This window comes from Methylococcus sp. ANG (assembly GCF_040730495.1).
Lineage (GTDB): Bacteria > Pseudomonadota > Gammaproteobacteria > Methylococcales > Methylococcaceae > Methylococcus.
The window spans coordinates 1390964-1416254 of sequence record NZ_CP160399.1; the positions used below are offsets into that span (position 1 = coordinate 1390964).

A 25291-nucleotide genomic window follows, 5' to 3' on the forward strand; every position below is an offset into this window, starting at 1 on the left:
AGTATGACACTTTTCGTCCCTTCGGGACGACGAGCCGGTAAGTTAAGCTCTACCGAATCCAGCATGTCGCCGGCTTGACTCAACGGCATTGGGGAGATTCCTGCTCCGGCTTGACGGACAGCTCCTGCGGCGCCAGCCCTGGCTCCTCGTGTTCCTGGACCGGCGGGACCGGCCCGGCCGGAGGCTCGGCGTCCGGCGGCGGAACCGCCTCCACCAGCCGCACCGTTTCGGGCCGGCCCGAAGGGTTCGTGTACAAGTCGTTCAGGGACTGGATCGATTCCTTGCAGCGCTGGCGTATCGCGGACAACTGAATCTCGCAGCGCCGGCTCCAGCCCATCAGACCCGGCTTGCGGAAAAACGGCCAGGGCACGGCGTTGGCCCGGAAACCGCGAACCATGTCCCAGCGGATGTTGAGCGTCTTCTGGCGTTTCTTGAGCGCCCGCACGCCGAACGCCGCAAAAATCTTGCTCAGCACGATGTGGACCCGCGACCACACCAGCAGCAGCCCCGCCAGCACGCCCGATCCCGCCATCACCAGGAGATTCGGTTCCAGCGGGACGAATTCCACCATCCCGTAGCCCGCAGCTCCCAGCACCGGCAGGAAAGTCGCGCAGTCGGTCCGGATCAGGCGCTTGCGGTAGGTTTTGAACACTTCCTCGATCTCGGGCAGCGCCACGTCCTGGAACTCCTCGACCAGGCGTTCCAGGGTGCCGAGGATGCGGTAGGAGCGCTCGATTTCGAGCTGCTGGATGCGCGCGTTGATCTCCGCCCAGTCGCGGTCGCGCCGTTGGAGATAGCGCTGGCGCAGGGTCTCATCGGCGATGGGCACGGAGACATCGGGTGAAAAGATAGTGTAGAACCGCCCGGTGACCAGTCCCGATTCCGCCAGGGCCCGGTGCCAGGCCGCCACCACCTCCTCCGGATTGTCCTCCCGCGCCGTCGTGTCCATCTGGTTGAGGATGAACAGGAACTTGTTGGAGTCGTAGCGCTTGATGGTCTCCGTCACCAGATAGCGCAAGGTGTCCTTCATCGCGCCCGGTTCGGGATGGCGGGCGTCGAAGAACACCAGCACCAGGTCCGAGATGTCGATGATGTGCTTGGTGATCGCCAGCACGGTGTCGCGTTGCGGATCGGCGTCGAATCCGGGCGAATCGATGATGATCTTCCCCTTGAGAAAGGGACTGCCGCAGGTCTTGAGCTGGAGGTAGGCGTTGATGCGGTCACCCTCGCCCTGCAGGACCTGGTCGATTTCCTTGCTGATCTGAAAGAAAGGAAAGCGGGGATCGGCGTCCAGGGCGATGCCGGGCAGGGTCCTGGATTCGGTGTCGTCGGAATAGCTCAGCACCGTGAACTTGTCGTCCACGGCCTGATTGCCGGTGCGCTGGATTTTGGTCTGCAGCAGGTGGTTGATGAAGGTCGACTTGCCGGCGGAAAAAGTCCCCAGCACCGAAATCACCGGCCACCAGGAAATCTGGCCGGCACTGGCGTATTCCGGATCGATCAGACCCAGTTCGCGGGCGATGTTGTCCAGCTCCTCGAAGCTCCGCGCCGCGCCCAGCAGCACTGGATTTTCCTGGGTGAGATGCCTTTCGAGATTTTCGGAATAGTTGGTCATGGCTTCTGTGTTGGCGGAACCGGATCGCACGGTGCCGATAGTTCGAAACCGCGACACTTTACGTGTTCCGGGCCTACAAGTCGACGCTCCCCCGCCCGGATGCGCGCATCCGGGCGGCGTCAGCTCAGATGGACTCAGTGGGTCCTGGGATTACGAAAGTCGAACATGGTCCGAAGGTCGCCCACCGCCGGACTATTGAGAGGGAAATACGGGGCGATGGGCAAAGCGAGGGGGTTGGGCAGGTTATCGCGGCTTCGCTTGGAAAGCGGCCTCAGGAACCAGTTCCACTCGATGAACTTCAGGATGGAAGCATGATCGGCATAGGTGTGGTCCACATGCCCCCGCTTTGGCATTGGAACAAAATAACTCTTCCAAATACTGAGGGGTTTGTTTTAAAGTTGCGGTATGGAACATGCCGCAATCAAGAAGCGCTTTGAGAAACTCGATCGGTACCTGGACGAGCGTCTGCGGCGCTTGGTTGCCGGGGCGGAGGCGCTGGCGATTGGCCGAGGCGGAATCTCGGCTGTGTCACGGGAAACCGGTTTATGTCGAGAGGCGATTCGTCAAGGCTGCCAAGAGTTGGAACAACAGAATGCCTTGCCTCAGGGCCGTATTCGCCGGAAGGGGGCAGGCCGGAAACGGACGGTTGACCAGGACTCCACCCTGAAGGCCGATTTGGCGCGATTGATTGATCCGGTGACGCGCGGGGATCCGGAATCCCCGTTGCGTTGGACGTGTAAGAGCACGCGGCAATTGGCCGAAGCCCTCACTGAGATGGGGCACCGAACCAGCCATCGGATGGTGGGCGAACTGCTCCGCGCGCTGGGCTATAGCCTGCAAGGTAATCGAAAAACCTTGGAGGGCGGTTCGCATCCGGATCGCAATGCCCAGTTCGAGCATATCTACACCCAGGTGAAGCAGTTCCAAGGGCGGGGCGATCCGGTCATCTCGGTGGACACCAAGAAGAAGGAACTGGTCGGGAATTTCAAGCAACAGGGCCTGGAATGGCGCCCCGAAGGGCAGCCGGAAGCCGTTCGGGTGTATGATTTTCAAGACCCCGAACTGGGGAAGGTGGCACCGTATGGCATTTACGATCCGACGTTGAATATCGGCTGGGTCAATGTCGGGACGGATCACGACACCGCGCAATTCGCGGTGGAAAGTATTCGCCGCTGGTGGCACTCCATGGGCGCACCGTGTTATCCGAAGGCACGGCACTTGTTGATTACGGCCGATGGCGGTGGGAGCAATGGCTCGCGTGTGCGCTTATGGAAGCGGGAGCTTCAGGCATTAGCCACCGAGTTAGGACTGGCCATCACGGTGTGTCACTTCCCGCCGGGAACCAGCAAATGGAACCAGATTGAGCATCGCCTATTTTCCTTTATCACGATGAATTGGCGCGGTCGTCCGCTCATCAGTCACGAGGTCGTGGTGAATTTGATTGCCTCGACGACCAATCGCAAAGGCTTGCGGGTCTATTGCGAACTGGACGATAGCGAATATCCCAAAGGGATCAAGGTCACCGACGCGGAAATGGACGGCCTCAAAATACAGCGCCATGCCTTCCATGGCGAATGGAATTATACGATCCTGCCGTAGCATTCATATGGCAGATTTATTTTGTTCCAATGCCTTTGCGAAACGGGAGACAGCGATCATGACCGTACGCGGCCCGTCGCCGAAGAAATCGATCGGCTGGATATACCCCGAATCATAATAGCCGCCGCCTTCGTCGAAGGTGATCAGAATGGCCGTGTCCCGCCAGAGCCGGTCGTTGGCCTGGACGGCTTCCACCAGTTTCCGGATAAACGCTTCGAACAGCGGCGGGGTCGAAGTGCCCGGATGGCCGTCGAGCAGGATGTTGGGCTTAACGAAAGATACGGCCGGAAGCGTGTTCGCGCCGATGTCGGCATATAGCCGATCCAGATCGACCAGATTGTTCCGCAACTGGGAGGTCATGATCGATCGTGAGTACTGGAAGCCGTTGCATATGGCGCAGTAAAGCGTGTTTTTCGGCGGCGCCTGATCGGCGACACCCATACCTTCCCCATAGTATTTCCAGGACACCCGCCGGCGGGAAAGCGCATCGCCGATCGTGGGAATCGTCTGAGGACCGACGGCATAGGCCGGTCCACCCGGAAACTCATTCTTGTCGGCATCGCTGATGACGTCCCCCTTGGTGTTGTAATACGGATATTCGTTGTTGACCTGATACCAGACTCCCGGCGCACAGTTGCCGCCGTTGAACGGCTTGTAAGGCAGCGAATGCAGGTAGTCCATGATGGCCTTCACACCCGGCTGGGTCATGTCGGAGCAGTTGGTGAATCCCACACCGGTATTCCCTCCGTCCTCCTTGCCGAAAGCGTCGTTGGTGTAGAAATTGTTGGTACCCGCAATCGGATCGGGATTCTCGATCAGATCGGCGGCCGGCTTGGCCGGGCGACCGTTTGCGTCGGTGTAATAATAGACGTCGCCGGTCAGCATGAACTGCGAGCTGACGCCCGTTCCGCCCATGACGGGCTGGTGATAGTTGTCGCTGATGGCGTAATGCTCCGCCAACTCCTGGAAATAGGGCCAGTCGCCTTGCGCCATGTTGTAGAATCCCATGGCAACGCCGCCTTGATAAGTGTCCTGGTCCGTGACCGGAGGTTTCGTGATGTCCCACCCTACCGACGTTGCGACCCAGGTATGCAGGTCGCCCTTGCAGCCACTCGGATTGTGGAAGGTGATGTGGTCCGCCGAGCAGTCGGACTGCTGCCACATCTGGTAGAACCGGTGCACGGGATCACCAGTGTGGCTGCTGAAATCGACGGGCGTGATCTCGGGTTCAAGGAAGGGTGTACCGCAGTTGTTCAATGCCGATGCACCTACGATCGAATAAGGACCGTTCGGCAACGAAGAAGGGTAGCGGCAGTCCGGCACGGGCAACACCCCGAGCGACGGATAATAAAAATGCTGCCCGCTCCCGCCGATTTGCAGCAAATAATAAAATTCAGGAGCTATCCCGGGATCGCTGCAAAATATGTCGCTGCTATAAATGAGTTCGGACAAGATGCAAGGCCCGGCGGGGAGAGCGTTCAGGGTCGTATTCGGTTGCGGCAGGCCACCGAAAGGCCCGGTCTTCGGCGGACTCAGCTCGAACGTGACCGAACTCTGAGCCTGCTGCTGCTCGGCAACTCGAAAATTGGGGCCGGGAGTTCCGGCGCTCGTCACGATACCCCGCGAGAGCAGGTTCCAAATTTTTTGCTTCGGATCAGGCGGCGTATAAGTCGCGAAAACATGGTCGAATCCCCGATTTTCTCCGGAAACGACGATTAGGTGGCGAATCGGAGAACGAGTAAGGAGGTCTCCGGGGCTTTGGGTCGGAACGGCTGCCCAGGTCATCTGTGGCGCGATCAGCGTCGCGATGAGGGCTGCGGCGATGGGGCGATAACGGTGCGGTTCCATACTTAGCTTCCTTCTGACAGTTGAGATGTGAATTGGGCACACGATGCCCAGCGAGGCCCAATGTACGAAGCTAATGTGAAAAGCGAGTCAACGGCGCCCGATCCGGATAAAATCAGACTTCCGGCTCGGGGCCGAAGAAAGGGAGAATCAGCGTGAACGACATCGCAACCGCGCGCGTCATCAGGACGCCGACCGGCCGAATGACGGTCGGCGTGCTAGCGGTCGCGGCTACCGCCCTGATAGCTTTGGAACTGCGAGCCCGCCTCGCCCCTTTCGGCATGGTGACCCATCCGGCGAACGGCGCCGCAATGGCCGATCCGCGCCAGGCCGTCACTGTGGAACCCGTCGGCGTGGGTACCCGGATCGCGGCCGTGGAACTGCGCGAAGACGACGGAACGATAGTGACGGCTGCCAAGGAATTGGAGCGTTTCGAGTTCGACACCCCGCTTGCCTTCGGCAAGCACTACACCCTCACCGCGACGGTGGAGCGCGCCTGGTCCGACGAGAGGCGGACCGAAGTGCTGGAATTCACGACCGTGGGCATTCCCGCCCTGGAAGGACCGGCGGACCGCAGCCTGGCCCCGGATGCCTCGCTGACGCTCGAATTCGATCAGCCGGTGGGCAGACTCGAGCCCGTCGGTGAGTTGAACCTTGCCGTCCAGCCGGACGAGGCCCGCACCGCCTTCAGGCTTTCCGCGACAGACTACGCCCAGGGCAGCACCTACCCGACGCAGATTCGCTGGGAAACGACCACCGGCGTGCCGCTGCCACCGTTCGAGCTGCGCATTTCTACACCGCCGCCGGTGTCCGCGGAAGTCAACCTGCGCGGTGCGGACAATCTCGGCACGGCGATGCCTTTGCAGATCACCTTCAGCGAACCCTTGGCCGAACGGGAAAACGCGGGCCGGCAGGTCCGGATCCGGACCCAGGACGGAAAGGAAGTCGCCGGGAGATGGGGTTGGATCGGTAAAGCCCGGCTGCAATTCACCCCCCTCAACGGCTGGCCGCCCTCCAGCGTGATACGGGTCGACGCGGAACCCGGCGCTTTCCGCGGCGCCCAGGGAGGCTATCTCGAACCCCCGCTGGATTTGAGCTTTTCGACCGGAACCGACCGGAAAATCTTCGTCTACCTCGATACCCAGACGATGACTGCAGTGGAGAACGGCCAAACCGTGCGAACCTTCAAGGTCAGTACCGGCAAACCGAAGACGCCGACGGTCACAGGCTCGTTCTACATCTACGCGCGCTTCCCCACGAAGACCATGAAAAGCAGGGCGAAAAAAGGGGAAAAGGGCCATTACATCGTGGAGAACGTCCCCTACGCGCAGTATTTCCATTCCGACTACGCATTCCACGGCGCCTGGTGGCACAACGGCTTCGGCCATCCGGCCAGCCACGGCTGCGTCAACATGTCGACCCAGAAGCACAACGTGCGCTGGCCCAAGGCGCCGGAGGACGCCGGCTGGCTGTATCAATGGGCCTCGCTCGGGGTGCCGGTGACGGTCATGCACTCGCCTCCGCCACCCGCCTCCACGCGCATCGCGCTGGACGAACAGCAGCGCGACCAGCCCGGCCTCAAATCATCCCCCTCTCCCTGAACCACGCCACCGCATCGGCGAAAGCCTCGAGGGTGGAAGTCGGGATCAGACCCAGTTCGCGCCGGATGCGCGAGGAGTCGCCGCGCTTGCCCGAATTGAGCAGGCGGATGGAGTGGTAATTGAAGCGCGGCGCTTTGCGGGGGAAAAAACGGCGCTCCAGCGGATCCTTCAGCAGCGCGATGCCCTGCATGAGGCGCGGCGGCACGGCGAGCCTCGGGCGCGGACGCCCGGTCAGTTCCTCCAGCCATTGCAGGATCTCGCCGATACCGCGGTGCTCGCCGGTGACGAGGTAGCGCTCACCGCGGATACCCTTGTCCATGGCCAGCAGCTCCGCGGCCACCACGTCGCGCATCGGGACGAAGTCGAAGGCGCCGGGAACGAACGCCTTCATCCGGCCATGGGCGAAGTCGAGGATGGTGCGGCCGACCAGGCTGGGCCGGAAATCCCAGGGACCGACGATCGCGGCCGGGTTGACGAGGGTCACGTCGAGGCCGCGCACGGCTTCGAGAATCACGTCGTGTTCCGACACCGCCTTGGTCCGTTCGTAGTCGGTGCCCAGTTCGAACGGGCTGACCGTCCAGTGTTCGTTCGACGCGCCTTCGGGGTTGATACCGACCGCCCCGAAGGAGCTGGTATGCACCACCCGCCGCACGCCGGCTCGCCGCGCCTCCTGCATCAGCATGCGGGTGCCGACGACGTTGACGTCGAACAGCTCCTGGCGGTCGCCGTCGCGGATGCTGACGAAAGCCGCGGTGTGGTACAGCCGCTCCACGCCTTCCAGCGCTTCCCGGATCGAGCGGCGGTCGCGCAGATCGCCGTAGGCCCGTTCGACCGCCAGGCCCTCCAACGCCGCGACATCGCTTTGCCTGCGGATGAAGGCGCGTACCGTCTCGCCGCGGGCCAGCAGCGCCCGCACCAGGTTGGCGCCCAGGTGGCCGGTGGCGCCGGTGACTAGCGTGGTCATGCCGGGTCTGCCGCCGGCTTTGGCCCGCCTTTCTCCATGGACTGCTGGTAGGCTTTCCATTTCTCCAGCGACAGCTTCTGGAATGAACCGATGGCAGGATTGAGCTCGATCTGCGGCGCATCGGGATAGCGCTCGAAACCTTCCTGCTCCAGTTCCAACGCCCATTTGTCCTCGCCCAGGAGGGGCTCGATGTACCACTTGTTGGTGAACCAGAGGATGGGCTTGCGCAGGAATTCGGGCATCTTCCAGTTCAGGATCGGGATGTGGATCGGCCCGAACAGGAAGACGAAGAAACAGCGGGTGGTGCGCTCGTCCTCCGGCAGCATGAACAGCCAGTGGATATACTTGCCGCCGATGTCGGAACCCTGATAAGGGTACTGGTACCAGATCTCGATCTCGTTGAGGTCGCGCGCGCCGCCTTCCATGAAGAGCTTGGCGACGGGGCTGCCGTCGAAGCGGGTGTCGTAGTAGACCCGAACGCTGTCGGCGTCCTGCTTCCACTCCCGCAGGATCGGCTGCAGGAAGGGGCGCTTGTGCCGGTGCAGGTATTCGTGGTTGAAGTCGCAGACGTTCTCCACGATCATCGAAAAGTGCGATTTGATCGTCACGTCGATCGGGAAGAACGGCCAGGGCCGCTCCCCTTCGAGCTGCGGAATCGTCGGCAGCGGAGTACCATCCGCCAGGGCGGGATCGCCCGGAAACAGCCAGATGAGCCCCCACTGCGCCTTGACGGGGTAGGTCCTGATGTGGATCTTGGGCAGTTTGGTGCGGCCTTTCCCGAGCTCATGGTGGATTTCGGTGCATCTGCCGCAGCCGTCGAATTTCCAGCCATGATAGGTGCAGACCAGATTTTCGTCCTCGACGAAGCCCTGGGACAGCGCGAGTTGCCGATGCGGGCAGCGGTCTTCCACGGCGTGCAGCCGGCCACCGGAGTCGCGGAACAGCGCGATGTCCTGTCCCCAGAAACGCACCCGCTTGACTTGCCGGGGCTTGAGCCTGCCGTCGATCTCGACCACATACCAGTAATTGCCGCTCAAGCCGGCGGTGCGGACCTGCCGGCGGCGGGGCAGTTCGGGGACATCCTGATTTTCGGTCGATCGGCTCATTGTCGGCGCCTTGGGAAGAGCGAGGGAGAATTCTACTTGGCGGGCTCCCCGATCTCCTCGCGCAGATCGGCGAACTCCTGTTTCCAGGGTTTCTTGTTGTATCCCCAGCTTCCGGACTCCAGCAACTTCCACCCGGCAGCCATCTCTTCCTTGACGCGCCCGCCTTCGCTCTCGCCGTTCACTTCCCACAGAGCCTGGGCATAGAACAGATGGTTGAGGGGGTGCCCGGGATGCTTTTCCACCGCTTGTCCGAGCAGGTCCAGTGCCTTGTCGCCGTCGCCGATCCCCGCGGGCCAGGCCGGTGCCTTGAGGTACAGCATGCCCAGCAGACGCTGGGGGCCCCCGTCATCGAAATCGGGGCTCAATTTCACCGCCGCCTTGAACTCGTCTTCCAGCCGGTGCAGATTGGCCATCGCCGCCGTCATATCGTCGCGGACGGCCAGCCCCAGGTTCGCGGCCAGATAATAATGGACCGCACCGTCGTCCTTTCCGCCTTGCGCCAGCGCGGCTTCGGCGAGCTTCACGCCCTCCCAGGCAAAGCGCTCGCGCTCCGACGGATCGGAATTGCGCTCGGCGAGATGCAGGCAGAGCCGGCTGCCCAGGGAGCTGCGGCGCAACGCGGGGTCGTCCGAACCGCGCAGGAAATCCAGGGCGCACTCCAGCTCCGGCGTTTCGCTGGAAGGGCCGAGCGAGTCCTGGCTGGCGCTCAAGGCAGCGGCCGTCAACCGGGGACAGCCCACAGGCTGGCCTGCCGGAACGCCATCCCGGTGAAGGCCGCCGCAACCGGCCAGGACCACCGGCAGAATGCCGGCCGCGAGCAGACCAACGGTACGCAAAGCGTCAGTTCCGGGCCAGCCAGAGCTTGGCCATGGGATCGAACACGGCAGGATCCACCGCCACGAAAGACTGGATGCCGAACAGATCGCACAGCCTCTTGCCGTCGGGATCGGCGCACATCGTTTCCAGCGCCTTGGCGAACCGCGCCCGATCCTGCGCCGGAGCCAGCCTGGCATTGGCCACCACGCCCATCAGCGGAATCTCCGCGGAAGTGAAGACCGTCTCCACCGGGTTCGCCAACTGCAGCGCGCTCAGGCCCGCGAACTGCTGTTCATTGAGTACCACCGCATCCAGCTCGCCCTTGTCCAGGGAGCGCAGGGCCCGGATCGCCTGGCGCGAAGGCTGGAGGGCGAAATCCTTTTCCGGGTCGTACTTGCCCGCGAACACGATCTTGCCGATGAAGGCCGGTTCGTCCAGCACGGTGCCGCCCAGCGTCCCGCCCTTGAGCTCCTCCATGCCGTGGAACCTGCCCTTCTGCGCCACGACCCGGTAACGCTCACTGGTACGCCCGTCGATCCGGGGTTGAACCACCGGCACCAGATCGTATTGGCCGCGCATGTCCAAGTAGAGCCCGAGCGAGGTGATCGCGAAGGCGGGCTTCTTTTCCGCCATGAGTTTTCCGCAATCCGCCGCCTTCGCGGTAAACACGCTGCTGAAACTCTTCTCGGGCCACTGTCCTACCCGCTCCACCACCCGGAGCATCGCATCCATCGCCTGATCGGCGTCGTGCTCGTTCACGGGTCCCCCCGGGTAGCAGACCACCACCGGGGCGGGGTCGCCTGCCAGCGCCGGAACGAGGGGAGCCAGCAGGGCCGCCAGGAGGAAAGTGCGCGAAATCTTGTATGTCATGGTTTCCTTCTTGAATCGAGAAGCTGTCCGATCGCCGGCGCTACCCACAGGGTCGCGGACAGGCAGCAGAGGAGGCCGATGGTGATGTTGACGCCCAGGGCGGACACGCCGCGGTAGTTCGCAAGGGTGATCGCCCCGAGTCCGGCCAGCTCGGTCCCGGCGGCGAGCCCGATCACGCGCCCCGCCACCCGGTTGATCTGCGTCAGCGAACGGTCCTTAAGCTCGAACCAGCGCTGGGAGAACCATACGCCGTAATCCACCGCCAGGGCTATCACCAGAGGCAGCGCGATGATGTTGGCGTAGTTGTAGCGGATGCCGCCGAGGGCCATCAGCCCCAGCATCCAGCCGCCGCCGATCAGCAAAGGCATGGAAGCCAGGGCGAAACCGCGCCAGTTGCGCAGGACCAGCGCCAGCCACAGCAGGCAGACGGCCACCGCCGCCCGGGTTCCATGGGTGAAGCTTTCCACCACGGACTTGGAGAATACCTGATGGGTGGCCGGGAATCCGGTCGCTTCGGGCGAGACTCCATAAATCTCCTGCATCAGCCTGTCGAGGTTGGCGGGATCATACACAGTTTTTGCGGGAAAAGCGTACACGGCGACCGTCCCGTCGGCGGCGAAAAACCGGTCCCGCAGGGCCGGCGGAAGCTGGTCCGGAGTGATGGGCCGTGCCTTGCGCCAGTCCGCCAGCAGCGCCACACCGCGCTCCGCCGCCGACAGCAGCGCACGGAAGAACCGCTCGCTGCGCTCCCGGGCCTGGGCGGGATCGGCCTCGATGCCGGACCGGACCGCGTCCAGACGTCCCCGTAGGTCTTCCAGCTCCGCCACCAGCCCGGAATGCCCGGCCGAAAATGCCAGTTCCTGCGACTGGTCGACGAACTCGCCACCCTTTTCCAGAACCGCCCGCACGCGTCCGAAAGTCCGGTCCGGCAGGCCGATGCCGGCGAGCCCGGCCAACTTGGCCGCATAGCCGCCGCCCGCGGCAAGCTCGCCGATGCGCCGGGCCTCGAGGGCGCGCGCATCGGCGTCCGGCGGAAACAGGTCCGTGAGCGACTGCACCTTGGCCACGCTGTCCAGCTTGGCCGCGTCCGTCGCGATGCGTCGGGCCTCTTCGACATCACGCGCGGCAAAGATGACCACTTCCGCCTGGTAGTCGCTCTCCGCGACCATACGGTTCTGGTAGTAAGCCGCTTCGGAATCTTTCGGCAACAGCGAAAGCACGTCGTAATCGAAGGGAAGCTCGTAGCCGCGTCCGATGCCGAATGCCGCCGCAGCCAACGACCCCGCGACCACGACAACGGCAACGCTTCCCCGGAAAGGCAGACGGCCCGGCTCGCCCTCCCCGACAGACGCCGCAGCCGGCAACGGCTTGAGTTTCGGCGGCAGCAAGGCATATAGCGCCGGCTGGACCATCCAGGTACTGACCAGGATCAGCAATACGCCCTTGGCCGCCACCAGCCCAAGCTCGGAGAAACCGGGGAAGTCCACCGTGGCCAACGCGCCGAAAATCACCACCGAGGCGCCGCCGGCGGTAAACACCGCTTTGAAGGAAGCGCCGATCCCCGCGCCGATCGCATCGATCGGCGGCCTGCCGCGGCGCCGCTCCTCGGCAATGCGCGCCGAGGTGAAGATGCCGTAATCCGCGCCCAGGCCGAACAGGATCGCGATGAAGCTGGCGGTGATGAGGGTGAGATGGCCGACGGTGACCAGCGCCAGGCCCAGGCTCCACAGCACGCCGAGGCCCATGGGGACGAAGATGACCAGCGCCCAGCGCCAGCTCCGCACCACCGCCAGGATCAGGAGGACGATCAGCCCGGCGGAGGAACCGATGACGAGAACGATGTCATGACGGATGCTGACGTGCTCTTCGTACTCGATGGCCGGCAACCCGGTCAGGCCCACCTTCGGCGCGGCGCGGCCGGCCGCGCGAGCCTTGGCCGCTTGAGCTGCCGCCACGGCTCTCACCTTTTCGATGAACGGCCCGGTGGTGGCGAAGTCCTCCGAAGCGCTCGCCGGGTGTACGAACAGGAAGTACATCCGCCCATCGCGCGAGACGAAATAGCCATCGTTGGCGATCTCGCTCCCGCCTTGGCCGGCCAGCAGCCGATTCCAGTCGAGCGCCGCCGGCACCTCCCCCGCGGTAAGCCAGCGGTGCCACTCGTCGAGCAGCGCCCCCAGCAGTTTCAGCCCGGCCTCGGCGGTGGGAATGTCGATGCCGGCATCGGGCGCGGCGGGCGCCCCTTCGAGCCGCTCCCGAAGGCGGTCCAGAGCGGCGTCGACCTGCGGGGAATCGCCGGGGATGGCGCCCGCCCCGAACCTTTCCAGCATGCCGACCAGTGCCTTCAGCCGGTCCTCGGCCACCGCCAGGTAGGCATGCTCCAGCAGAAAACGCAGATCGACCCTGGCCGTCGCCTGAGCGATTTCGGGCTCGGCAGCGAGAGCGGTCGCCAATTCGTCGGCGAATGTCTTCAGTTCATCCGGAGGCGGCCCTTCCAGGACGACGATCAGGTCGGAAGCGGCGCCGAATTTCTTCAGGAAAGCGTCGAAACGCTGGGCGACGGCGTTGTCGTGCGGCAGCAGGGCCTGGCGGGAGGTATAGACCGGCAGTTGGAAAACCGCCCAGAGAGACAGCACCGAGAGTGCAATGGCGACGACCAGGACCCGCCACGGCCTGCGGGCGAAGCGTTCGGCCACATTGGCGGCCAGTTGGGGAATGTTCACTCGAAGCGATTGGCTACAAGGCTTGCGGAACGGCGCCGCGTTACCTCCGCCCGGTCGAGTGCCGACAAGGCGCAGACATTAAAAAAGCACTTCTCGGTGATGCTTTTCGCTCATAGTCTAATTGGGCGGGCAAGAAAACGGAACATTACACGTACGTGTCGCGCCCCGTAGCCCAGACTCGACGGCCGGCAACTGCCTACCAATAAGAGATGACTAACCACCATCATCCCGCCATAGCCCTCGTTCAAACAGCCTCCTGTCCCAAATCACTGGTTTCGGGTCGGACGGACGCAACAGCCGGGCGTCGGGATGACGAGGGTTCACCAAGTCGTTCCAATCCAGCCTGGCAACGACGGAAGGAACGCCCAATATCGCGCTCCTGCCTTCGTCTAGCCACCTGTCGCCAAAGGCTTTGGCGGAAGCGCTGTCTTCGGCATCCCAACCTTTGGGCAAGGCAGCTACGTCGAAACGCTCGATCGATATTGAGAACCTGTCTGGTAAAAGTTTAAGCACATTTAGCAAGAGTCAGCTTGAGCATGGCGATGCGAATCATGTTTTCGGCAGTGGCGGTGAGGATTTCGACATCCTTGGCGAGTCGGCGGAACGACCCGAGCCAAGCGAAGGTGCGCTCGACCACCCAGCGCTTGGGCAGGACTGCGAAGCCATCTTTGATCTTCTCGGAAATATGCAGCGTCAACCCCAAGGTCTCGTCGACAAACCGAACGGCGGTGCCGCGATACCCGGCGTCGCCGGAAAAGGCCTGTAGACCGGGATGCTTTTCCGCGGCTCGACGCAGCACCTCGCAAGCCCCCACCGTATCGTGAAGGTTGGCGGCATGAACCTGGACGTGCAACAGATTGCCCAAGACATCGACCACGATATGGCGTTTGCGGCCTTTCACTTTTTTGCCGCCGTCGATGCCACGCTCTTCGCTGTCGTACTGGGTTTTGACGCTTTGCGAATCAATGATGCCGTAGCGGGGACAGGGCGCTCTGCCGTTTTTTTTCGCCGTTGCCGATTCAAGTCGTCCAGCGCGCGTTCCCAAACGCCGTTTTTGTTCCAGCGGCTGAAATGGTCGTACACCGTTTTCCACGGAGGAAAGTCGTTGGGCAACTGCCGCCACTGGGCACCCGTTTTCACCAAGTACAGAATGGCATCGACGATGCGTTTTCGCGAATGCTTACACCCGCTGCCTCGCCGATCATTGGGCTGAAAGTAGCGCTCTATCCGCGCCCATTCGTGCTCTTTCAAATCACTCGGATAACTCAATGGCTTCGCTCGTCAGGTCCAGGGACCATTGACTTTACTACGTTTTGTTTTTCAAGACAGGTTCTGAGTCCGGAACATCCACTACGACGAAGCGATGCGACGTGGGGACACGGCCAATCCCCGCGTGCGCGAGTATCTCGAGCATGGCGCAGGAATAGCTCAACGCGCCATAAATCACCTGCTTCCCAGGGCTATTCCAGCGTCCGCCAAGCAGTGCCGCTCCGGTGCCATCCCAGATGGGATGGCGCCCGTCAGCTATCCGGAAGATTCGCATCACGCGGCAATGCCGTAATACAGCTTCCAGAGCAGCTCTTCAACGCGGCGAGCACCGAGTTCCGTCAAGGATACGTCAAGCGGGGTTCGCCCGTTCAACATGGGATGGGGGGTTTGCAGAAACGCCCTCGCGTCGTCGTCCGAATTCCAAACGTATTGGGCAGTCGCATACACGCGCGCCAAGCGTTCGGCCCGTTCCGATTCTTCCGCCGTCAACCTGTCCCGGCGGCGTTTGTAGGTCGCCTCGGGGATGATGCGGTGCAGCAAACGCTTGCGGTCCTCCGCGCTTTTGCACACCCGCTCTACGCTCGATCTCAGGGCGCCTTTGGGCAATCCCTGCGCTACCAAGGCGTCGAGTTCGGCAAACGAATGAGGAAGAGGAGTGAGCGCCATCACTGCGGCGATCTTTTCTGGAGGGACGAAAACCATTGCTGAACCTCAAAAAGGATCAATTGATGCGGTAATTACGGATCATATGATTCCATTTCTCCAACAAGGCAAGCCGTATAACTTGCAAATCCGCTCCCCAGCTCGGCCAGCTTCGCCGTACCAATGCGTCACATGCCCCAGACGGCGATGCGTCGCCCCTGATACTCCTGAGTTTCTCTGAAAATCTTGTCGTCCCAGGCCACTGCCGGCCGGCGGTCGAAAATCAACAGGTGGGCATCGTCCGCGCCGCAACGCTCGGCATAGGCGGCGGTCTGCGCCAGTCCTTCGGCGATTACGGTTTCGCGGGCATGGTGCTGTAGTTTGAGTTCCAGCACTACCCGTTGGGTGCGCTCGGCGGTGAGCAGGGTCTTGCCGTAGTACCATTCAAGATACAAGTCGGTGCGGCCGCGCCCCAGGCCGTATTCCCGTTCGATCCGTCCACCGCCGTTGACGACGCGCTGCAGGAAGGCCTGCAGCAGCAACTGGGGACCGGCTTCCTTGTAGTCGAAACGTTCGACCCAGTGCTCGGAATGCTGGCGGAAGAAGTCTTGAAACGCGGTCAGGAGCTTGGCGAGGTCCAGCCCGCCGTCCGGCCGGACATACCAGGCGGTATCCTGGGCGAGCATGTGCTGGGTGCTCCAGGTCAGTTGCCGGGGGATGACCTCTCGATAGAGTTCGTTGGCAATGCTTACCTGGGGTTTGAGTACGATCAGACCGAGATCGTAGACGTATTGCAGGTCGTCGTCGGGCAGATCGACGCTTTCCGCCGTCCCGGCCAGCACCGGCTCGATGACGCTCCGGACCCGCGGCTCCCGCAGTTTGTCCGCCAACTGGTCGAGATGGGTGGCCCTTGCGAGGATCAGCCGCTCTTTCGCTTCGAGGATATGGGCTTCGGTGATAGGGCCGGAGCGGTCGGGCCTGATTTTTTCCGTCACCTCCCGTGCAACGGCGTTGACCAGCCAAGGCTGGCCTTGAGTCAGATCCCATACCCGATCCATTGCGCCCTCTGTCCATCCTTGGCCGGTTTCGGCGCTATATTGGGCATAAAGCTCAGAGACGTCGGCCTGGGAGAAGTTGCCCACTCTTATCGACTCGGTTTTGATATTGAAGGCCGAACCGCCGGTGATGATTTCGTTGGCGGAGGTACGGATGCGATAGTCCCGCACGTCCCGAACGCCACAAAGAATGACGGTCTGGGGAAATCCGGCCGGACGCTGGGCGTAGCCGGAACGCAGTTGCCGCAGGACTGAGATCAGCACATCGCCCACCAGGGCATCGATTTCATCGATCAGCAAAACGACCGGACGCGCCCGATCGGCGGCGGACCAGCGCTGCAGCAGCAAGCGCAGCCAGTCGTGGGGACTTTCGGCTCTTACCACATCGCGCAATAGCTGGTCCGGCTGTTCGTCACCCAGGTAGAACCGCGCCATTTCCACAAGATTGCGCACTATCGCGGAAATCCCTTCCTTCACGTCGTTCCGGGCGGTCTGGGCCGTCTCTACATTGACGTACAACGCTCGATAGCGCTCTCCGGCGTTGAGATGGGCCATCAGCGCCAGCAAGGCGGTCGTCTTACCGGTCTGGCGCGGTGCGTGCAGAATGAAATAGCGCTGCTGTTCGATCAGGCCAAGCACTTCTTCCAGATGGATGCGCCGCAATGGGTCCAACGTAAAGTTGAGTTCGGGCTTGTTCGGTCCGGCGATATTGAAAAAGCGTTCCATGATGACCCTCTGTGGGCAGGCCGATTCAGGCCGGATTCGGCGCGGCCGTGGCCACGTTCACGACGGTGATGTTGTCCCGTCCGCCCCGGTCCGATGCCGTTTCAAGCAGGGCGCGGAGACCCGACTCAAAATCCCCGTCGCGGTAGCGGCTCTTCGCTGAATCCCTTGCCCATCCAAATCGCCCCCCCAGAAAGTAAGAACCTGTCTGGTAAAAGTTTAAGCACATTTAGCAAGAGTCAGCTTGAGCATGGCGATGCGAATCATGTTTTCGGCAGTGGCGGTGAGGATTTCGACATCCTTGGCGAGTCGGCGGAACGACCCGAGCCAAGCGAAGGTGCGCTCGACCACCCAGCGCTTGGGCAGGACTGCGAAGCCATCTTTGATCTTCTCGGAAATATGCAGCGTCAACCCCAAGGTCTCGTCGACAAACCGAACGGCGGTGCCGCGATACCCGGCGTCGCCGGAAAAGGCCTGTAGACCGGGATGCTTTTCCGCGGCTCGACGCAGCACCTCGCAAGCCCCCACCGTATCGTGAAGGTTGGCGGCATGAACCTGGACGTGCAACAGATTGCCCAAGACATCGACCACGATATGGCGTTTGCGGCCTTTCACTTTTTTGCCGCCGTCGATGCCACGCTCTTCGCTGTCGTACTGGGTTTTGACGCTTTGCGAATCAATGATGCCGTAGCGGGGACAGGGCGCTCTGCCGTTTTTTTTCGCCGTTGCCGATTCAAGTCGTCCAGCGCGCGTTCCCAAACGCCGTTTTTGTTCCAGCGGCTGAAATGGTCGTACACCGTTTTCCACGGAGGAAAGTCGTTGGGCAACTGCCGCCACTGGGCACCCGTTTTCACCAAGTACAGAATGGCATCGACGATGCGTTTTCGCGAATGCTTACACCCGCTGCCTCGCCGATCATTGGGCTGAAAGTAGCGCTCTATCCGCGCCCATTCGTGCTCTTTCAAATCACTCGGATAACTCAATGGCTTCGCTCGTCAGGTCCAGGGACCATTGACTTTACTACGTTTTGTTTTTCAAGACAGGTTCTAAAAAAGTCGCGTCGGGGACGGCCCACTAGCGGCCGCGTTTCATCCGCTCCTCGATTTCCCGCTCCGCGGCCAGCCAGTCGAACATTTCGAACCCCGGAACGAACCCGCGCTTTTCGGCCCGGAAATAGGCGGCTTCTGCGATCATCGGCTCCAATGCCCGCCCTGAGCGAAGCCGAAGGGGACGTGGCGCCGGCCCGTAGGCATAGGTGAAGCCGAATTTCAAGGTTTCGGCAAAACCCAGGGCCTCCACCTCGCGCAGTCCGATCTGTGCCGGCCGGGCTTCCAGCAGTGTGCCGAAAAACCGATCCCAGATGGAAAACAGCGCACCGTAATTGCGATCGTGCTCGCCGCGCAGCGTCGAGTGATGCACACGGTGCAGGCTCGGCACGACGAAGAGACGGCCCAATTTGTGCTCGCCCCGGAACGAAATATCGGCATGATGGAACAACACGGCCAGGGTGATCAGCGCCTCGCTGAGCAATAACTGAGCGGCGTGCACACCTGTGACCACGATGAAGCCCGCCTTGACCAGCACCGTCAACAACACCTCGGCGAAATGCAGCCGGAAACCGGTCGTCACGTTCATCGAACGGTCGCTGTGGTGCACCTTGTGGAACAGCCACAGCCAGGGCAGGCGGTGGTTGACCCAGTGCCACAGGTACAGTACCAGATCCAGCAGAATCAGAGCCAGCGCCCCGCGGAGCCAGGGATTGCTCACACCGGCCAGGAGCCCCCCGCCGGCATGATGCTCCGCCAACACCAGCAGGGAGGACACCGACAGCGCGGACATCAGCAGGTCGTTGAACAGGAACAGGGATAGGTTCGTCCGGTACGATTTCCGCACCAGGGGGTTGGTGCGCACGCCCCGGCGGTGGCGGACCTCGATCGCCATCAGGCAGGCGAACGTCAGCAGAATCGCCGCCGACAGCGCGTCCTCGACGGCCACATCCGGCCACAGACGGTCGATGCCGGGGAACTTCAGGTGCGACGTCAGATTGCTCAGGATCATGATCTTTCCTCCGCACGAATGCTGTCTGAAAGACGCCTTGGCAGCCCACGGCGGGGACGGCTCCGCTCAATACGGGAGGAACGATTGGAATCCCCTCCGCGCCGCTACGGCTTATCCAAGGCCGGGTTCAGACTATCCGCTGCGGGCGGCGCCAGCAACAAAGCGCGGGGTGACAAACTGTTGAGCGAAAAGAACGGCGGCTCAGCCGGAACCGGCAAGGCGGAGCGCCCGCCGGCTCGCGGCGCACCGTCAACCGCGCTTGCCGCCCCCCTGGCTGCGCAAGCGGCTGCCTCCCTGCCGCTGTTGCGGCTTCGGCGAATGCCGGGCGGCGTTGCGGGGCCCCAGGCCGGCCCGCGCCTTCGGCTGGCTTGCGGGAGACTGCCTCCCGCCGGTTTCGCGCATCTCCTGCGGACGCCGCGGCCGGTCTTCCCTGCGCTCGATCTGCGGGCGGGGCGGCGGACTGAAGCCTTCCACCGTCCCCCGCTGGATCGGGCGTTTGATCAGACGCTCGATGCCGCTCAGCAGTTTCAGCTCCTCCTTCGCCACCAGCGACACGGCGGAGCCGGCGTTGCCGGCCCGCCCGGTGCGGCCGATCCGATGGACATAGTCCTCCGGCACGTTCGGCAACTCGAAATTCACCACATGCGGCAGCTGGTCGATATCCAGGCCGCGTGCCGCGATGTCCGTCGCCACCAGGACGGGCACCCTGCCGTCCTTGAAATCCGCCAGCGCCTTGGTGCGCGCCGACTGGCTCTTGTTGCCGTGAATCGCCGCCGCCGGAATGCCGTCCTCGGCCAGCTTCTCCGCCAGCCGGTTCGCGCCGTGCTTGGTCCGGGTGAATACCAACACCTGGCGCCAGTCGTGTTGGCGGATCAAGTGGGCGAGCAGATCGCGCTTGTGCTCCTGGGCGACGAGGTGAACTGTCTGGTCCACCAGATCGGAAGCCGCGTTGCGGCGCGCCACTTCGACGTAGCCGGGATTGTTCAGCAGGCCGTCGGCGAGCGCCCGGATTTCATCCGAGAACGTGGCCGAAAACAGCATGTTCTGCCGCTGCTTCGGCAGCAATCCCAGAATCCGGCGGATGTCGCGGATGAACCCCATGTCCAGCATGCGGTCCGCCTCGTCGAGCACGAAGATTTCCACGCCGGAAAGGTCCACCGTCTTCTGTCCGCAATGGTCGAGCAGCCGGCCCGGCGTAGCGACCAGGATATCGACGCCGGCCTGGAGGGCGCGAACCTGGGGGTTGAGCCCCACACCGCCGAACATGACCGTGGATTTCAGCGGCACATGCTTGCCGTAGGTCTGGACCGACTCCTGGACCTGGGCCGCCAATTCGCGGGTGGGCGTAAGGATGAGGCAGCGCGGACGCCGCGGCCGGCGCGGTGCCTGCTTCTCCAGCAGCCTGTGCAGGATCGGCAAGGTGAAGCCGGCGGTCTTGCCGGTCCCGGTCTGGGCCGCGGCCAGCAGATCGCCGCCGGCGAGCAGAAGCGGGATTGCCTGGGCCTGAATCGGCGTGGGATTGACGTAACCGGCTTCGGAAACCGCGCGCAAAAGGGGTTGAGCCAGCCCCAAATCGGCAAATGCCGGGCCGGCAGAATTCAATTCTGATGACATATTAAGGTAAGTGTCCTGCGACGGCCTGCCGCATCGTAAGCAAGGCGGCACCAATCGAGGCAGACGATTCAAGGGATCGGGAGGAACAAAAAGGAGACGGCGCGATGATTGGTTGAACGTGCCGAATTAGGAGTATAAGGGGCTCGCCCCCGAATGTCACCCGAAAAACCCCGTCGGAGAGCCCGGAAAATTCCGCCCCGGCGAGTTTCTCTTCGCCAACCCCAGTTGCAGCCTAAATCTTTGCTTAGTTGTCAATTACTTAAGCAAATCATCCCCACACAGCAGGAGCTGCCTATGATTTTTTGCAGCGCCCGTCGCCTCCCCGGCCCATGCGCGCCCGTCCCGGCGGCGAAGGCGCCCGGAAATATTTTTTCGCCCCGCCCCTGTCGAATGAGGCATTTTTGTTTTATTGTGGATTGCGGGTTTTCATGAACCTCGACGGGGGGTCTTTCGTGGGCAGCAAGCTATATGTAGGCAACTTGAACTATCGCGTCGGCGATGCCGATCTGGAACGGACTTTCGCAGCGTACGGCACCGTAAAATCGGCACAGGTGGTCATGGACCGCGCCACCGGCCGCTCCAGGGGATTCGGGTTCGTGGAAATGGGCAGCGACCAGGAGGCTCAAGCCGCCATTGCCGGACTCAACGGCAAGGAAGTGGACGGGCGCAACCTGATGGTCAACGAAGCCCGTCCGCCGGAGAGGCGCGGCGGCACCGGTGGCGACGCGAAACGGGGCGGCGGCAGGCGCTACTGAGCACGGAAGGCGCCGTTCCGGCTCCCGGGCCGAACCCACCGCCGGCCGCCCGCCCCGCGGAAGGCCGGCGGTGGCGCCTCAGGAAGCCTGTCTCAACCGGTATTTGGTGATGCGCTCGAGCACGAGCGCCGCGTGGTAGCAGGAATCCGTGGTTTTTTCCAGGATTCCCAGAATCTCGGTCCAGTCCCATTCGGCCAGGAGCGACAGGGTGCTGTAACGCCGGTGGGACTTCCGCCACTCGTGATACACCAGGTCCGCGCTCGCCTCCGACGCCTTGAGCTCCTCTCGGCATTGCTTGATGCCCGCGGGTGCGTTTTCCGGATAGTGGTCCATTTCCGCCGACAGCCGCCGGACCATCGAAAGGGTAATCTCGAGAAGATCGAGGGCGGCGGCTTCCGCCTGCTGCGGCGTGAAGATGTCGATCACCCGGGCGGTATCGTTCAGGCCGTCGAGAATGTCATCGACATGCCTGGCGAACTGCTGGATCAGCGGCACCAGTTCGGAATAAGGTGCGGTCTCCAGCGCGTCGTAGGCTTCGCGCATCAGCGCGTCGCCCTTTTCCTCGAGCTGCCGGATCAAACCGATGTGCGTTTCGGCAGCATCGAGCTCGGCGAACAGCTGCTCCAACGCCTGGCCGCACTCGACGCAACAGCTCAGATGGTCCTGGAATATTTTCTTGAGCGAACGGTCGGCGTGATCGAAATTCATGTCGATTTCAGCATGGCGGGCGGAATGGCGGTACGCGGGAGATATCCGTCACAAACTACCATGATGAATTTCCGGCTTCCTCCAACGGAACGTTATCGTTCCGTGTCATTTCCGTGAAATCGAAGGGCCACCGTTCAAGAGCAACAGCGTCAGCAGGAAACAAGAAGAGCCCGACATTTCCAGCAACTCCTCGACATGCACCAGATAGAGGTATCCGGGCAGAGGAATCTTGGTTTCCGCCCCCCATCCCCATTCGGCGGCCTCGAACAATTGGGATGCGGCCCAGGCGACGGCGCCGGCGATCCATAATAGCCGTTGCCGCCGATCCCGCAGCTGCGTGAAGACCAAGAGCCAGGCGATGCCCGCAAAGGCCATGAGCGGCAGGTAAAGAATCTGCCAGTCGACACCGGCGGCCTGCTCGATGCGCTCATGTATCATCAGGAGCTCGTCGAATCCCATCTCGAGAAACAAGGCCGCGAGCGCGAACGACCAGGCGCCGAGCCGCTTCGAAGATGCCGCGGTAAAGGACTCCCACGCCGCCGCCAGCAGCAGACCGCCCGAAAACAGCGCGGGCACGGTGTATTCCCGGTCGAGATCGAAATACTTGAGCCAGGTTCCCGGCCGAAGATCGGCGGCCGCACCGGCCAGGCCGAGCAGCAGGATGATGCCGAACAGAATGCGAACCCTGGTGCGGAAGGCGATCCGATATTTGAGCCGGTCGGTCCAGGCACGAAATGCCGCATCCTTGGCCTTGTCATTCATGAGGAAAGTCGTTCGGGAGAAAACTCGAGGGTTCACGACATTCGTCCGCCCGGTTTCAGATGGCGAAACGGGCGGACGGCGCCAGGAATCGCAGTATCCTTAAAGAGGCACCCCCGCCGCAACCTCGAGGCCAAACGAATGGAAACGGTCGCATCATTTCCCAAATTTCTGGACGGCGTGGTCGGCCGTTACGGTCCCCGGCTCGCCATGCAGTATCGTCCGCGCTACCGCACGCTTCGCTGGAGCTACCTCGAGCTCGGAACCCGTGTCGGGAACCTGGCGTCGTTGCTGGCCGAACATGGCGTCGGCAGCGGCGACCGGGTTTTTCTTTTCGCCGAGAATTCGCCTTACTGGGTGGCGGCCTTCTTCGCCATCGCCGCACGCGGCGCGGTCGTGGTGCCGCTCAATCCCAAAAGCCCGCCGGAACAGCTCGACAACCTGGCTCGATCGGCCGGACCGAGTCTGGTACTGGCTTCGCCCCGCTGCCGCTGGGAAGGCGCCCCGTTGCCCGTCATCGACCTCGAACGTCCCGGCACGGCGCCATCCGATCGGCCGGCCGGCCCCGCCGATCCCGCGCAACTGGCCGAGATCATCTATACCTCCGGCACCACGGGCGCCCCCAAGGGCGTCATGCTCACCCACGCCAACCTGCTGTCCGACCTGGAGGCGGTTGCCCGTGCCGTCCCGCTGGAACCGGGCGACCATGTGCTGAGCCTGGTCCCGCTTTTCCACGTTTACGGCCAGATGACCAGCCTGTTCTGCCCGCTCGCCGCGGGCTGTCCGGTCAGCTACCTCGCCGCGCCGACCACCCGCAGTGTGCTCGAGGCCTTGGCGCACACGCCCGCCACCCACCTGGTCGCGGTGCCGGAAGTCCTCAAGACCATGATGGACCGGCTGGAAGCGCGCATCGGCAGGATTCCCGGCTTCCTGCGGCCACTGTTGAGAGGCAGGATCAGGGCGCGGATTTCAAAGTCCCTACGGACCATCGTCTGTGGCGGCGCTCCGCTCGATCCGATCGTCGAGGAAAAATGGTGGGCGCTGGGCTTCGAAGTGCTGCAGGGATACGGCCTGACCGAAACCAGCCCGGTAATCGCCGCCAACACCCCCAAGGCCCACCGCATCGGCTCGGTCGGCAAGCCGCTGGAAGAAGCCGAACTGCGCATCGCCTCCGACGGCGAGATCCTGGTGAAGGGCCCCATGGTCATGGCCGGCTATTTCCGCGATCCGGCACGCACCGAAGCGGCTTTCGCCGACGGCTGGCTGAAGACCGACGACGCCGGCCGCCTCGATGCCGACGGCTTCCTGTACGTCCACGGCAGGAAGCGCTACATGATCCTGGGGCCGGGAGGGGAAAACGTCTTTCCCGAGGACATCGAAGCGGTGCTCAACCGCATAGCCGGCGTCACGGACAGTGCCGTCGTCGGGCTGGAAAGCGGGGGACGCACCCTCATCCACGCCGTGCTGCTGGGCGACGAGGCACGGGCCGCCGAGATCGTCGCGGAAGCCAACCGCCACCTGGCGCCGCACCAACACATCATGAGCTGGTCGGTATGGCCGGAGCCGGACTTCCCCCGCTCGGTCACCCGCAAGGTCAAGAAGGAGGAAGTCCTGCGCCGGCTACGCCGGGAGCCGGCGGCTCAAGCCCACCCCTCCGGACGGACGACACCGCTTCGGCTTCTCCTGGCCCAGGTGGCCGGAGCCGAGGCCGGCGCCTTGAGCGGCGACACCCGCGTGGTCGCCGACTTGGGGCTCGACTCCCTGCTCCGCATCGAAACCGTGGCGCGCATAGAAGAGGATCTCGGCGTCTGCCTGGACGAAACCGACATCGGCCCGCAGACCACGGTGGCCGACCTCGAAGCCTTGCTGGAACGGCGCCAGGGCCGGATGCCGAAACTCGCCGCCTATCCCCGCTGGTCGCTGTCGCCCTGGGCTTCGAAGCTGCGCCCCCTGGCTCAGAAAGTCTTTCTGCAATGGTGGATCGCGCCGTTCTGCCGGCTCCGGGTCTCGGGCTTCGAACACCTGGCGGCGCTGGAAGGCCCGGTGATCTTCATGGCCAACCATCGCAGCTACCTGGATTCCGCCATCGCCAGCTTCGCCCTGCCCGACCGCTTCCGCTACCGCCTCGCCATCGCCGCCGCCACCGGCGTGCTGTACACCCGCTACCGCTGGGCCGTGCCGATCGGCGAACTCTCGCTCAACGCGTTCCCGCTCCCCAGCGAGCCCGACGAGAACATCCGTCCCGGCCTCGAACTCATCGGCCGCCTCCTGGACGATGGCTGGAACGTGCTGATCTTCCCGGAAGGCCAGATGAACCGGAGCGGACGGGGTATCCAGCCGCTCCGCCGGGGCGCCGGCACCATCGCGGTCGACATGGGCGTGCCGGTCGCGCCCATGGCGATCGAAGGCACCGAAAAGGTCATGCCGCCGGGCAGGATCGTGCCGCGCGCCGCAGCGCCAGTGAACGTGCGCTTCGGCGGCCCCTTGCGGGCGGGCGAGACCGAAACCCACGGGCAGATGCTCAACCGGATCGAAGAAGACCTGCGACGACTGCTACAAAACCCGCCCTGAG

The 25291-nt window shown here is 63.0% G+C and carries 22 protein-coding genes and 2 pseudogenes; 4 read left to right on the forward strand and 20 right to left on the reverse strand.

What is annotated here, in order from left to right; all coding sequences use genetic code 11:
- Positions 1-79 precede the first annotated feature (79 nt).
- Positions 80-1615, reverse strand: coding sequence for a dynamin family protein (locus ABZN20_RS06595; RefSeq protein WP_255556509.1), 1536 nt, complete (start codon positions 1613-1615; stop codon positions 80-82).
- Between the two features lie 134 nt (positions 1616-1749).
- Positions 1750-1968, reverse strand: a complete 219-nt coding sequence (locus ABZN20_RS06600) for a hypothetical protein (RefSeq protein ID WP_367027152.1) — start codon at positions 1966-1968, stop codon at positions 1750-1752.
- A 52-nt stretch (positions 1969-2020) separates the two neighbouring features.
- Here ABZN20_RS06600 and ABZN20_RS06605 point away from each other — a divergent pair, with 52 nt between their 5' ends.
- Complete coding sequence (locus ABZN20_RS06605) at positions 2021-3214, forward strand: ISAzo13 family transposase (protein ID WP_367027153.1); 1194 nt, start codon at positions 2021-2023, stop codon at positions 3212-3214.
- Positions 3215-3217: 3 nt separating this feature from the next.
- Here the strand turns inward: ABZN20_RS06605 and ABZN20_RS06610 are convergent, their stop codons facing one another.
- Positions 3218-5062, reverse strand: coding sequence for an alkaline phosphatase family protein (locus tag ABZN20_RS06610; protein WP_367027154.1), 1845 nt, complete (start codon positions 5060-5062; stop codon positions 3218-3220).
- A gap of 152 nt (positions 5063-5214) precedes the next feature.
- Between ABZN20_RS06610 and ABZN20_RS06615 the strand changes: the two genes are divergently transcribed.
- Positions 5215-6660 carry a L,D-transpeptidase gene (locus ABZN20_RS06615; protein ID WP_367027155.1) on the forward strand — a complete coding sequence of 482 codons (1446 nt, stop codon included), beginning with the start codon at positions 5215-5217 and terminating at the stop codon, positions 6658-6660.
- Here the strand turns inward: ABZN20_RS06615 and ABZN20_RS06620 are convergent.
- The 15 genes and pseudogenes from ABZN20_RS06620 to ABZN20_RS06690 form a co-directional block, all read right to left on the reverse strand.
- On the reverse strand, positions 6638-7624 hold the full coding sequence (locus ABZN20_RS06620; RefSeq protein WP_367027156.1) for an SDR family oxidoreductase: 987 nt from the start codon (positions 7622-7624) through the stop codon (positions 6638-6640). The genes ABZN20_RS06615 and ABZN20_RS06620 overlap by 23 nt on opposite strands.
- Positions 7621-8730, reverse strand: coding sequence for an aromatic ring-hydroxylating dioxygenase subunit alpha (locus ABZN20_RS06625; RefSeq protein ID WP_367027157.1), 1110 nt, complete (start codon positions 8728-8730; stop codon positions 7621-7623). The genes ABZN20_RS06620 and ABZN20_RS06625 overlap by 4 nt, the downstream gene beginning before the upstream one ends.
- A gap of 32 nt (positions 8731-8762) precedes the next feature.
- Positions 8763-9566, reverse strand: a complete 804-nt coding sequence (gene bstC, locus ABZN20_RS06630) for a sterol transporter outer membrane protein BstC (RefSeq protein WP_367027158.1) — start codon at positions 9564-9566, stop codon at positions 8763-8765.
- Positions 9567-9570: 4 nt separating this feature from the next.
- Complete coding sequence (gene bstB / locus ABZN20_RS06635) at positions 9571-10416, reverse strand: sterol transporter periplasmic substrate-binding protein BstB (RefSeq protein WP_367027159.1); 846 nt, start codon at positions 10414-10416, stop codon at positions 9571-9573.
- Positions 10413-13136 (reverse strand): sterol transporter cytoplasmic membrane protein BstA, encoded by a 2724-nt coding sequence (bstA, locus tag ABZN20_RS06640; protein WP_367027160.1) that lies wholly within the window; start codon positions 13134-13136, stop codon positions 10413-10415. Before bstA ends, bstB begins: the two co-directional genes overlap by 4 nt.
- A gap of 213 nt (positions 13137-13349) precedes the next feature.
- Positions 13350-13649, reverse strand: coding sequence for an RES family NAD+ phosphorylase (locus ABZN20_RS06645; protein ID WP_367027161.1), 300 nt, complete (start codon positions 13647-13649; stop codon positions 13350-13352).
- Complete coding sequence (locus tag ABZN20_RS06650) at positions 13642-14229, reverse strand: IS5 family transposase (RefSeq protein WP_367025145.1); 588 nt, start codon at positions 14227-14229, stop codon at positions 13642-13644. Before ABZN20_RS06650 ends, ABZN20_RS06645 begins: the two co-directional genes overlap by 8 nt.
- Positions 14229-14405 (reverse strand): annotated as a pseudogene (locus ABZN20_RS06655) (transposase); the annotation flags it as partial. The gene ABZN20_RS06650 and the pseudogene ABZN20_RS06655, both read right to left, overlap by 1 nt.
- A 37-nt stretch (positions 14406-14442) precedes the next feature.
- Positions 14443-14679: an RES family NAD+ phosphorylase gene (locus ABZN20_RS06660; protein ID WP_367027544.1), complete on the reverse strand. Its 237-nt coding sequence runs from the start codon at positions 14677-14679 to the stop codon at positions 14443-14445.
- A complete protein-coding gene (locus ABZN20_RS06665) occupies positions 14679-15107 on the reverse strand; it encodes an antitoxin Xre/MbcA/ParS toxin-binding domain-containing protein (protein WP_218807159.1) in 429 nt (142 codons plus the stop codon). Before ABZN20_RS06665 ends, ABZN20_RS06660 begins: the two co-directional genes overlap by 1 nt.
- Positions 15108-15235: 128 nt before the next feature.
- Positions 15236-16828: an ATP-binding protein gene (locus ABZN20_RS06670; protein WP_218807160.1), complete on the reverse strand. Its 1593-nt coding sequence runs from the start codon at positions 16826-16828 to the stop codon at positions 15236-15238.
- Between the two features lie 216 nt (positions 16829-17044).
- Entirely contained in the window at positions 17045-17632 is a 588-nt protein-coding gene (locus ABZN20_RS06675) for an IS5 family transposase (protein ID WP_367025145.1), read from the reverse strand.
- A pseudogene (locus ABZN20_RS06680) lies at positions 17632-17808 on the reverse strand (transposase); the annotation flags it as partial. The gene ABZN20_RS06675 and the pseudogene ABZN20_RS06680, both read right to left, overlap by 1 nt.
- Positions 17809-17899: 91 nt before the next feature.
- A complete protein-coding gene (locus ABZN20_RS06685; protein ID WP_367027162.1) occupies positions 17900-18883 on the reverse strand; it encodes a sterol desaturase family protein in 984 nt (327 codons plus the stop codon).
- 249 nt (positions 18884-19132) lie between these two features.
- Positions 19133-20497 (reverse strand): DEAD/DEAH box helicase, encoded by a 1365-nt coding sequence (locus ABZN20_RS06690; protein WP_218807162.1) that lies wholly within the window; start codon positions 20495-20497, stop codon positions 19133-19135.
- 428 nt (positions 20498-20925) lie between these two features.
- Between ABZN20_RS06690 and ABZN20_RS06695 the strand changes: the two genes are divergently transcribed.
- Positions 20926-21252, forward strand: coding sequence for an RNA recognition motif domain-containing protein (locus ABZN20_RS06695; protein ID WP_255556512.1), 327 nt, complete (start codon positions 20926-20928; stop codon positions 21250-21252).
- A gap of 78 nt (positions 21253-21330) precedes the next feature.
- On the opposite strand, the gene ABZN20_RS06700 is transcribed toward ABZN20_RS06695, so the two are convergent.
- Together ABZN20_RS06700 and ABZN20_RS06705 are read right to left on the reverse strand one after the other, a co-directional pair.
- A complete protein-coding gene (locus ABZN20_RS06700) occupies positions 21331-21960 on the reverse strand; it encodes a DUF47 domain-containing protein (RefSeq protein ID WP_367027163.1) in 630 nt (209 codons plus the stop codon).
- Between the two features lie 105 nt (positions 21961-22065).
- Entirely contained in the window at positions 22066-22722 is a 657-nt protein-coding gene (locus ABZN20_RS06705; protein ID WP_218807164.1) for a hypothetical protein, read from the reverse strand.
- A 138-nt stretch (positions 22723-22860) separates the two neighbouring features.
- On the opposite strand from ABZN20_RS06705, the gene ABZN20_RS06710 reads away from it, so the two are divergent.
- Positions 22861-25290: an AMP-binding protein gene (locus tag ABZN20_RS06710; protein ID WP_367027164.1), complete on the forward strand. Its 2430-nt coding sequence runs from the start codon at positions 22861-22863 to the stop codon at positions 25288-25290.
- Position 25291: the final 1 nt, after the last annotated feature.

Excerpts from the sequence above, each read along its gene's own strand:
- ABZN20_RS06595 (WP_255556509.1), bottom strand. The coding sequence starts at position 1,615 with ATGACCAACTATTCCGAAAATCTCGAAAGGCATCTCACCCAGGAAAAT.
- ABZN20_RS06600 (WP_367027152.1), bottom strand. The coding sequence starts at position 1,968 with ATGCCAAAGCGGGGGCATGTGGACCACACCTATGCCGATCATGCTTCC.
- ABZN20_RS06605 (WP_367027153.1), top strand. The coding sequence starts at position 2,021 with ATGGAACATGCCGCAATCAAGAAGCGCTTTGAGAAACTCGATCGGTAC.
- ABZN20_RS06610 (WP_367027154.1), bottom strand. The coding sequence starts at position 5,062 with ATGGAACCGCACCGTTATCGCCCCATCGCCGCAGCCCTCATCGCGACG.
- ABZN20_RS06620 (WP_367027156.1), bottom strand. The coding sequence starts at position 7,624 with ATGACCACGCTAGTCACCGGCGCCACCGGCCACCTGGGCGCCAACCTG.
- ABZN20_RS06625 (WP_367027157.1), bottom strand. The coding sequence starts at position 8,730 with ATGAGCCGATCGACCGAAAATCAGGATGTCCCCGAACTGCCCCGCCGC.
- bstB (WP_367027159.1), bottom strand. The coding sequence starts at position 10,416 with ATGACATACAAGATTTCGCGCACTTTCCTCCTGGCGGCCCTGCTGGCT.
- ABZN20_RS06660 (WP_367027544.1), bottom strand. The coding sequence starts at position 14,679 with ATGCGAATCTTCCGGATAGCTGACGGGCGCCATCCCATCTGGGATGGC.
- ABZN20_RS06665 (WP_218807159.1), bottom strand. The coding sequence starts at position 15,107 with ATGGTTTTCGTCCCTCCAGAAAAGATCGCCGCAGTGATGGCGCTCACT.
- ABZN20_RS06670 (WP_218807160.1), bottom strand. The coding sequence starts at position 16,828 with ATGGAACGCTTTTTCAATATCGCCGGACCGAACAAGCCCGAACTCAAC.
- ABZN20_RS06685 (WP_367027162.1), bottom strand. The coding sequence starts at position 18,883 with ATGATCCTGAGCAATCTGACGTCGCACCTGAAGTTCCCCGGCATCGAC.
- ABZN20_RS06690 (WP_218807162.1), bottom strand. The coding sequence starts at position 20,497 with ATGTCATCAGAATTGAATTCTGCCGGCCCGGCATTTGCCGATTTGGGG.
- ABZN20_RS06695 (WP_255556512.1), top strand. The coding sequence starts at position 20,926 with ATGAACCTCGACGGGGGGTCTTTCGTGGGCAGCAAGCTATATGTAGGC.
- ABZN20_RS06700 (WP_367027163.1), bottom strand. The coding sequence starts at position 21,960 with ATGAATTTCGATCACGCCGACCGTTCGCTCAAGAAAATATTCCAGGAC.
- ABZN20_RS06705 (WP_218807164.1), bottom strand. The coding sequence starts at position 22,722 with ATGAATGACAAGGCCAAGGATGCGGCATTTCGTGCCTGGACCGACCGG.
- ABZN20_RS06710 (WP_367027164.1), top strand. The coding sequence starts at position 22,861 with ATGGAAACGGTCGCATCATTTCCCAAATTTCTGGACGGCGTGGTCGGC.